The 8,207-nt window shown below is 71.9% G+C and carries 5 protein-coding genes; 3 read left to right on the top strand and 2 right to left on the bottom strand.

Annotation, left to right across the window (positions count from 1 at the left end; all coding sequences use genetic code 11):
- Together JM949_RS12225 and JM949_RS12220 are read left to right on the top strand one after the other, a co-directional pair.
- A partial coding sequence (locus JM949_RS12225) for an FAD-binding and (Fe-S)-binding domain-containing protein (protein ID WP_203148544.1) occupies positions 1-2,520 on the top strand: 2,520 nt, incomplete at its 5' end.
- Positions 2,521-2,625: 105 nt separating this feature from the next.
- The gene (locus tag JM949_RS12220) at positions 2,626-3,300 is read left to right on the top strand and encodes a hypothetical protein (RefSeq protein WP_203148543.1); all 675 of its coding nucleotides are present in this window, start codon (positions 2,626-2,628) and stop codon (positions 3,298-3,300) included.
- A 231-nt stretch (positions 3,301-3,531) separates the two neighbouring features.
- Here JM949_RS12220 and JM949_RS12215 read toward each other — a convergent pair whose 3' ends face one another.
- The gene (locus tag JM949_RS12215) at positions 3,532-5,571 is read right to left on the bottom strand and encodes a hypothetical protein (protein WP_238433026.1); all 2,040 of its coding nucleotides are present in this window, start codon (positions 5,569-5,571) and stop codon (positions 3,532-3,534) included.
- Positions 5,572-5,709: 138 nt separating this feature from the next.
- The gene (locus JM949_RS12210) at positions 5,710-6,360 is read right to left on the bottom strand and encodes a TMEM175 family protein (protein WP_203148541.1); all 651 of its coding nucleotides are present in this window, start codon (positions 6,358-6,360) and stop codon (positions 5,710-5,712) included.
- A gap of 326 nt (positions 6,361-6,686) precedes the next feature.
- On the opposite strand from JM949_RS12210, the gene JM949_RS12205 reads away from it, so the two are divergent.
- A complete protein-coding gene (locus JM949_RS12205) occupies positions 6,687-8,201 on the top strand; it encodes a family 43 glycosylhydrolase (RefSeq protein ID WP_203148540.1) in 1,515 nt (504 codons plus the stop codon).
- Positions 8,202-8,207 lie beyond the last annotated feature (6 nt).

Genomic DNA, 8,207 nt, shown 5'->3' with positions numbered 1-8,207 from the left:
ATCCGGCTCCAGCCCGGCCTGACCATCCGCCAGGCCAACGCCCGGCTGGCCCGCTACCGCCGCCGGCTCGGCCCGGACCCGGCCAGCGAGGCGGCCTGCACGGTGGGCGGCATGGTGGCCAACAACTCCAGCGGAATGACCTGCGGCACCACCGACAACGCGTACCGCACCATGGAGTCGCTGCGCTTCGTGCTCCCGTCCGGCACCGTCGTCGACTCCGGCGCGCGTGACGCCGACGACCGGCTGCGGGCCGACGAGCCCGAACTACACGCCGGGCTGCTGCGGTTGCGCGACCGGGTGCGCTCGACACCGGAGTCGCGCGCCACCATCGAGCGGCTGTTCGCGATGAAGAACACCATGGGGTACGGACTCAACTCGCTGCTCGACCACGACAGCCCGGTCGACATGCTGGCCCACCTGATGATCGGCAGCGAGGGCACCCTCGGCTTCGTCGCCGAGGCGGTGTTCCGGACCGTCGAGATCCACGACCACGCCGCCACCGGCCTGCTGATCCTGCCCCGCCTCACCGACGCCACCGACGCGCTGCCCGCCCTGCTCGCCGCCGGCGCCCGTACCGCCGAGTTGCTGGACGCGGCCGCGCTGCGGGTCAGCCAGCGCGACCCGGACGCCAGCCCGGCCCTGCGCGGCCTGCCGGTCGCCGGGCACGCCGCGCTGCTCGTGGAGTTCGCCGAGGAGAGCGCGGAGCGGCTGGCCGACACGCTGGCCGGCGCCCGGACAGTGCTCGACCGGCTGCCCGCCGTCACCGGCACCGAGCTGACCCGCGACCCCCGCGAACGGGCCCGACTCTGGCACCTGCGCAAGGGCCTCTACACCGCCGTCGCCGGTGCCCGCACCCCCGGCACCACCGCCCTGCTGGAGGACATCGCGGTGCCCATGCCGCGGCTGACCGGCACCTGCGACGGCCTGATCGACCTGTTCGACAGGCACGGTTACCCCGACGCGGTGATCTTCGGACACGCCCGCGACGGCAACCTGCACTTCATGCTCACCCAGTCCTTCGACACACCGGCCGAGATCGACCGCTACGCGCGGTTCACCGACGACATGGTCGACCTCGTGCTCGCCGAGGGCGGGACCCTCAAGGCGGAGCACGGCACCGGCCGGGCCATGGCCCCCTTCGTCCGCCGGCAGTACGGCGACGAGTTGTACGACGTGATGCGCGAACTCAAACGGTTGTGCGACCCGAGCGGGCTGCTCAACCCCGGTGTGTTGCTCAACGACGACCCGGCCGTGCACCTGCGGCAGCTCAAGGCGGTCCCGACCGTCGACCCCGAACTCGACGCCTGCGTCGAGTGTGGCTACTGCGAACCGGTCTGCCCCACCGCCGACGTCACCACCACCCCCCGGCAGCGCATCGTCCTGCGGCGGCAGATCGCCCTCGCCGCCGCCGCCGGCGACGAGGAGCGCCACCGGGAGCTGAGCACCGACTACGGGTACGCCGCGGTGGACAGCTGCGCGGCGGACAGCCTCTGTGTCACCGCCTGCCCGGTCGGCATCGACACCGGGGCGGCGATGAAGCGGCTACGCACCGAGCGGCACGGCCCCCGGGCCCAGCGCACCGCCGTTGGTGCCGCCCGGCACTGGAAGGCCGCCGTGACCGGCGTCCGGGTGGGACTGAACCTCGCGCACGCCGTGCCCACGCCGCTGCCCCGCGCCGCCACCGGGATGCTCCGTGGACTCGGCGCCACCGACCTCGTCCCGCGATGGAGCGACGACATGCCGCGTGGTGGTGCTCCCCGCCCGGCACCCCGCGACGCGCCGGACGCGCGGGCGGTGTTCTTCGCCGCCTGCATCGGCAGCGTGTTCGCACCGGAGGCCGGCCGGTCCGGCGGCTCGGCGGCGGCGTTCCTGCGCCTGTGCGACCTGGCCGGGGTGTCCGTCGTCGTGCCGAGCGGCACGGCTGGCCTGTGCTGCGGGACGCCCTGGCAGTCCAAGGGCTACCCCGCCGGCCACCGCGAGATGGCCGAGCGGACCCTGGCCGCGCTCTGGGTCGCCAGCGACCAGGGCCGGCTGCCCATCGTGTGCGACGCGTCGTCCTGTACCCACGGACTGGCCCAGCTCAGCGGCGCGCTGGCCGAGGAGGACCAGGCCCGGTACCGCGCGCTGCGCTTCGTCGACAGTGTCACCTTCACCGCCGAGCACCTCCTGCCGGCGCTGCCGCAGCCCCGGCGGCTGGGCTCGCTGGCCCTGCACCCCACCTGCTCCACAGTGCACCTGGGCGGCGTCGACGACCTGCACGCCGTGGCCCGAGCGGTCGCCGACACCGTCACCGTGCCGGACAGCTGGGGCTGCTGCGCCTTCGCCGGCGACCGGGGACTGCTGCACCCCGAGGTCACCGCCGGTGCCACAGCGGCCCAGGCCGCCGAGGTCAACCGGCGTGACCACGACGCCTACGCCTCCTGCAACCGCACCTGCGAGATGGGCATGAGCCGGGCCACCGGCCAGCCGTACCGACACCTGCTCGAGGTCCTCGTCGAGGCGATCGAGCCGCCGGGGTAGCCGGTGCCCGACCGGTACGGCCGGTACCATCGTCCGGACCCAGCAGGCTCGGCCCGAGCACCGGTCGATGCCCCGGCAGACCGACAGCAGGACGATGGGGGCGGCGTGAGCGGTTCGCGGCGGTTGACACAACTGCTCACCCTGATCGTCGCCCTGGGTGGGCTCAGCGCGTGCGGCGGCGAGCCGGACTCGCCCCCGGCCTCGACGACACCTACACCGTCCGCCTCGACAGCGGCCAGCCCGACCTGGCCGCCACCGCGCCCGACCATCAGAACAGACCAGGAGGCATGCGGCGGTTCGACCTTCAACCCGAAGGCGGTACGCCCCTACAACCCGGACGGTCCGGCCTACGCCGGGGCTGGCGTGCACCTGGCGGCGCTGTTCGTCATGCACTCGTACGCGCCTGTGGAGTTGGAGTCCGAGCTGCCCACCGAGTGGCAGGCCCAGTGGCAGCCGGGCATGTACCCGGAGCAGAACACCCAGCTCGTCATCTGCGAGTACTTCGACGACGACTACCCGAGCAGGAAGGTGGAGACGTGCACCTACCGCGGCAGCGACGGCACCAGGACGACCGCCGAACTGCGCTCGGCGCGCTTCATCTACCGGGTGTTCGAGGCCAGGACCGGGAAGCAGGTCAGCCGGTTCACGCTGCCGGGCCGGGTGAACTCCTGTCGGGCGGTCGTCTACGGCGTGGCCCGTGGGACGTACTACCAACTGGTGCTCGCCGAGGAACTCACGGCCAAGCTCCGTCCCCTCGTCCTGGCCCGTCGACCCGGCTAGTTGCCATGGTCGTCGCGGAGCGTCCCGGGCGGTGGCGCGCATACCCAGGTAGCAGACCTGGGTGCCGTCGGTGAGAGTGCTGGAGACCACCGGCAGGTGGTCCTCGCTGAACGACGGGCCCGCGCCGGAGGCGGCGAAGACCATGTCGGTCCTTCTCCTCGGGAAGACACCAAGACCGTAGGAGCGGTGTTCGGCTCCCGGCGGGCCGGTCCGACGTGATCGGTCACCGCGTCACGGGCAGGGGGTGCCCGCGCAGACGTCGATGACAGTGCCGGTGAGCAGGAAGACCGCCTTCTGTTCCTGGGCACCGGGCTGCGCGCGGGGGAACTCGTGCGGATCGTCGCCGAACTCCGGCCCGGCCGGCGCCAGGTTGGTCGGCGGCGGCGCGTGGGCCGCGCCGCTGTTCCAGATCACGATCGCCGACCCCCGGTACGGGTAGCCGCGGATCGGCGCGATGCCCCAGTACGGCCGCTCGTCCAGTGACCAGCCGTCGGCGAGCGCGGGGGTGTGCAGGCGCGCGCCGATGGTGCGGGCCTGCACCTCCGCCGCCGCGGGTGACACCTGGTGGTCGCCGAAGGCCACGTGCATCAGCACCTGGTGCGCCGGGGTACCGGGCAGCGGCCGGTCGGTCACGTGCTGGGCGTACCCGTTGGCCTCGGACCGGTCCCACAGCATCTGCAGCAGCGCGAGGATCAGTTGCTGGTCGACCCGGTCCGGGTAGTTGCCGTCCAGCACGGCCTGGAACGGAGCGAAGTCCACACTGCGTTGCAGCAGCGTGGAATAGTTCATCGCCGGCACGCCGAGCGCCGACCGGGTCCAGTCCTGGGCGATGGCGGTGAGCGCGCCACCGTTGATGCCGCCCTGACTGTTGCCGTCGTAGTGCAGCCCACCAGCCCGGTTGATCAGCGGCCGGGCGGTGCCGTCCCGGAACGCCGGATGGGCGGCGAACCCACCCGGATGGATCATCGCGCGGCCCAGGAAGAGGAAGTTCAGGAAGCTCTGCTGCAACCGGTCCGCCACCGCGGGAAAGGCGCTGAGATCGGTGAAGGCTCCGGCCACGTAGGGCACGTCGGCGGCGGCCATGCCGATCCAGCTGGTCGCGCAGAAGGTGAAGTTGTGAGTGTTCGACATGGTTCTGACGTTGCCGGCGTTGATCTCGGTCGGCTTGCCGAGCAGCCCGTGGCCGTAGAGGGAGAGGTGCGCCGGCTTCGCCGCCGAGGCGCTACGCGGGATGTTGCAGACGAAGTCGGCCGCCACCGTGGTGCCGGACGGGGTGGGTAGAGCGTTCGGCGTCGGCGGCGTTCCCGCGCCGCCGGCCGGCCCGTAGTGCAGCCGGGAGCCGGGACCGCCGTCGCCGGTCAGGTAGGACGGCACGCCGATGGTGCCGGTCACCTGCCGAGCGATCAGCGGCTCCTGCTCCGGCGCGTAGTCGGTCACCTGGGTGACGGTGAACGACGGCGCGGCCCGGCCGAGGTCGGCGAAGGCGCCGTCCCGGACCGCGAGCATCCGCCCGGTCAGACCGTGCCGGCTGGCCACCGTGAAATCCCAGGCAAGGTAGAGACCGTGCCGCCCGACACCGGCCCGGGCCAGGTCGGCGACGATGCGCCTCAGCTGCGGCGCACGACTGTCCCGGTGAGCCGGGCCGGCGTCATCGACGTACGCCCGGAACGCCTCTGGCGCCGGGATCAACGCCCCGCTGCCGTCGCGTAGCCCACGCAGAGCGACCACGTAGCGGGTGCCCTCGGCCAACGCCACGGCCGGCCGGATGATCAGCAGCTGCCGGTCGGGTTGGCCGGCGGCGTGCGCGTCCAGCTCCGCCCAGTACGGCGTGCGCCTACCGGTCCGGGCGTCGAGCAGCACGATCGGCGCGTCCGGCGCCAGGGAGCGGCCGATGTCGGTGACCGGCGCGATGCCGGTCGCCACGGGGTCGAGGCCGGGCACCCGCACCAGGATCGGCGAGCCGGGGCTGAACCCGTCCTGGCGGTTCCATTCCGTCGGCTCGATCGGCACCCCCTGCACGTTGCTGGGCATGGCGGTCGCCGCGAACCGCACCCGTTTGCCGGTGGGGCTGGTCCGGTCCGCGACGGTGAAGTAGTCGTTCGGGAACGGCAGCAGGCAGGCCGTCGGGTCGATCGGATCGCAGGTGCGCTGCCCGGCGGGTTCGGGGGTGGCGGCCGGTGCGGCGGTGGCGGACGGGCCGATCAGGACGGTGCTCGCCGTCACCAGCAGGGACACCACGAGCCGGAGCCTTCTGGGGGTGGTCACACGCATCTCCTTCGAACCTGACCGGCGGATCAGCGCCGGGGTCGACGGTGGTGGTGTTCTTCTTACGCTCGTGCGGAGGTCTCAGCAAGCGCTGTCAGACCAGGCGAGCGCCTGCGGCTGGACCGGGGATCGACAGGACTGCCGCTAGCCGGGGCGGTCGGTGGCAGCGTCCTGCTCGCCGTACTCGCCCCGGATGGGGAGGTAGTAGGCGGGCAGGAAGCCGGCGATGATGGCGACACCAGCGATCGGCACGAACGCGCCGACGAGGGTGCCGGAGCCGATCCAGAGCAGCGCGAGCGCGAACCGACGGCGGATGGCCCGGACACCGAAGGGGCCGAGGCCGGGCTCCAGCAGCTCGGCCCGGCCGAGGTAGGCCCAGATGAGGTTGAACAGGGCCGCTGCCGTCCACAGTGTGCAGCCGTAGCCGACGACCGCCGTACGCAGGCCCTGCCCCGCGCGGAGCGCGTCGGCGAGGAGCGACGTGGAGAACGGTAGGAACGCGATGACCATCAGGAGCAGCGTGTTGAGGAACAGGACCGCACGGTCGACGTGCCGGACCCGGTCGAACATGACGTGGTGGTTGACCCACACCTGCCCGATGAGCAGGAAGCTCAGCGCGTAGGCCAGGTACGACGGCCACAACCCGCCGAGGCCCGGTAGCAGGTGCCCGAAATCCCGCGGCGGTTGGATCTCCAGCACGAGCAGCGTCACGGCGATGGCGAAGACGGCGTCGCTGAAGGACACCAGTCGGCCCGGCTGACGCACGAGCGGAGGATTGCCGCTTTCGGGAGGCATGCGATGAGTATGGGACATATCTACCCCAGCCGGCACGATCCGCCGCGTCGCCAGCCTGCCGGCCGTCGATTGTCGCCTCGCTCCAGAGCGGACCGGCTACCCGACAGCACCGCACAGGGCAGCGCAGGTCGGCCGCCAACACGCCTTGACAGTCATCAATGTTAACGCCAACACTAAGACCGCTACCGGGCCGCAACACCACCGTCACCCAGCCGGCTCGCGCCTCTCCCTGGCGCGGCGTGGCCGCGAACCGGGTCGCTGCACGCGGTCGGCTGGCACCACCCCTGCGCCGACCGCTGGTCGCCCACCAACCGCACGGAGGACAGATGCCGCTGCCACCGGACCACACCGATCCCCCCGCCCGGCGGACCGCCGAACCCGGCTCCGACGGCAACCATCGCCCCCGGCGCCTGCGCTCCCTGGTGGCGGCGGTGCTGGTGGTCCTCGCCGTCCCCGCCGGACTGCCGGTGGCCGGGCCGGCCCAGGCCGCACCGGCGGTCAGTTACACCAACCCGCTGGTGAACCAGCGGGCCGACCCGCACATCTTCCGGCACACCGACGGCTACTACTACCTGACCGCGACCGTCCCGCAGTACGACCGGATCGTGCTGCGCCGGGCGACCACCCTGCAGGGGCTGGCGACGGCGGCGGAGACGACCATCTGGACCCGGCACACCAGCGGGGAGATGGGCGCCCACATCTGGGCACCGGAGATCCACTTCATAAACAACAGGTGGTACGTCTACTTCGCCGCGGGCCGGACCGATGACGTGTGGCGGATCCGGATGTACGTGCTGGAGAACGCCAACGCCAACCCGCTCACCGGTTCCTGGACCGAACGCGGCCGGATCACGACCCCCTGGGACACCTTCAGCCTGGACGCCTCGACCTTCGTCGTCAACGGCGTGCGCTACCTGACCTGGGCGCAGCAGGAGCCGGGCATCTCCACCAACTCCAACGTCTACCTCGCCCGGATGGGCGCCAACCCCTGGCAGATCACCGGCACGGTGACCCGACTCGTCGTGCCGACGTACGACTGGGAGACCCGCGGTTACCGGGTGGCCGAGGGACCGACGGTGGTACAACGCAACGGCCGCGTCTTCCTGACCTACTCGGCCAGCGCCACGGACGCCAACTACTGCCTCGGCATGCTGACCGCCTCCGCCACCGCGAACCTGCTCGACGCCGCCTCGTGGAGCAAGTCCGCCAGCCCGGTGTTCACCAGCAACGCGGCCACCGGCCAGTACGGCCCCGGTCACAACTCGTTCACCGTCTCCGAGGACGGACAGAGCGACATTCTCGTCTATCACGACCGCAACTACCGCGACATCAGCGGCGACCCACTCAACGACCCGAACCGGCGGACCCGGCTGCAGAAGCTGTACTGGAACGCCGACGGCACCCCGAACTTCGGCATCCCGGTGCCCGACGGGGCCACCCCGGTCCGGCTGCGGTCACACGACCAGACCAACAGCTACATCCGGCACTACGACTACCGGGCCCGGCTGGAGCCGAACGTGGCCAACCTGGCCGACTCGCAGTTCCGCATCGTCACCGGCCTCGCCGGCGGCGCGACGGTGTCGCTGGAGTCGACCAACTTCCCGGGCTACTACCTACGGCACCGTGGCTACGCCCTGTACGTCGAGCGCAACGACGGCTCGTCCCTCTTCGGCGCCGACGCGAGCTTCCACCGCCGCTCCGGCCTGGCCGCCAGCGCCGGGCTCTCCCTGGAGGCACAGAACTTCCCGGGCCGCTACGTGCGCCACCGCGACGGGCTGCTCTACCTGGACGCGCTGACGTCGAGCACCGAGCACCCCTCCGCCACCTTCCACCTGGAATAGAGGACA

The organism is Micromonospora tarensis, from assembly GCF_016803395.1.
GTDB lineage: Bacteria > Actinomycetota > Actinomycetes > Mycobacteriales > Micromonosporaceae > Micromonospora > Micromonospora tarensis.
Note: the sequence above shows the minus strand (reverse complement) of the source record. Positions and strands in the feature narration are given on the sequence as shown.

Bases quoted from the DNA above. Each gene is read 5' to 3' on its own strand.
- JM949_RS12210 (WP_203148541.1), bottom strand. From the start codon at position 6,360: ATGCCTCCCGAAAGCGGCAATCCTCCGCTCGTGCGTCAGCCGGGCCGA.
- JM949_RS12215 (WP_238433026.1), bottom strand. From the start codon at position 5,571: ATGCGTGTGACCACCCCCAGAAGGCTCCGGCTCGTGGTGTCCCTGCTG.
- JM949_RS12205 (WP_203148540.1), top strand. From the start codon at position 6,687: ATGCCGCTGCCACCGGACCACACCGATCCCCCCGCCCGGCGGACCGCC.